This is a genomic window from Oribacterium sp. HCP3S3_B9 (assembly GCF_052064255.1).
Classification (GTDB): Bacteria; Bacillota; Clostridia; order Lachnospirales; family Lachnospiraceae; genus Oribacterium.
Window position 1 is genome coordinate 1 of the sequence record NZ_JBQHVY010000075.1, and the last position, 609, is coordinate 609.

Below are 609 nucleotides of genomic sequence, written 5' to 3' on the forward strand. Positions count from 1 at the left end.
GGAGGATAGCTTTATGTAATTTTTGAAAGTTTGTGCAACATCACCAAGGTTCAAAAGTCGTACTTTCCACGACTCTGCTGAATGGCGTTCGGCTGGTCGATGGAGAGGCCTTCGAGTAACCAGCGGAACTCCCGTTTCGTGAGGTTGCGAACTTCGGATGCGTGGCGTGGCCACTGAAACCGAAAGTGATCATTCGCTCCTTTCTCAAGGCGCTTGTACAGCAAACAGAACCCGTCCTTCTCGTAGTGGAGAGCCTTGATGCGATCGGCACGTCTTCCGCAGAAGAGGAAGACAGAGTTGCTGTACGGATCCAGCTCATAGGTGTCACGTACGATCGCCATCAGACCATCAATGCTCTTTCGCATGTCGGTATAGCCCGTAACCAGGTAGATATGGTTTGCGCTGGAGATGTCACCTAGCATCGGCTGTTCAGCATGCTCAGGATACTGGCAACCAGTGCAGTATCTGCCTGATTGGTCAGTTCCAGCGTGCCGCCTCCAAATGTGATGCGCATCGTTGCTTCAAATGAAGCAGGTGATGGTTCATCGACCACGTGTGAGACCGGATGCAGTCGATCCTCTCTGCTGATCGGGAGCTCTGATATATTTA

2 protein-coding genes are annotated in these 609 nt (G+C 51.6%); both read right to left on the minus strand.

The genetic code is table 11. The annotated features are described in order from the left end of the window. Window positions 1–50: 50 nt before the first annotated feature. On the minus strand, window positions 51–422 hold the full coding sequence (tnpB, locus tag ACTNC3_RS11500; protein WP_410044064.1) for an IS66 family insertion sequence element accessory protein TnpB: 372 nt from the start codon (window positions 420–422) through the stop codon (window positions 51–53). Beyond that, window positions 416–609, minus strand: a 194-nt coding sequence (locus ACTNC3_RS11505; RefSeq protein ID WP_441227516.1) for a hypothetical protein, incomplete at its 5' end; no start/stop codon positions are given. The genes ACTNC3_RS11505 and tnpB, both read right to left, overlap by 7 nt.

Excerpts from the sequence above, each read along its gene's own strand:
- tnpB (WP_410044064.1), bottom strand. The coding sequence starts at position 422 with ATGCTAGGTGACATCTCCAGCGCAAACCATATCTACCTGGTTACGGGC.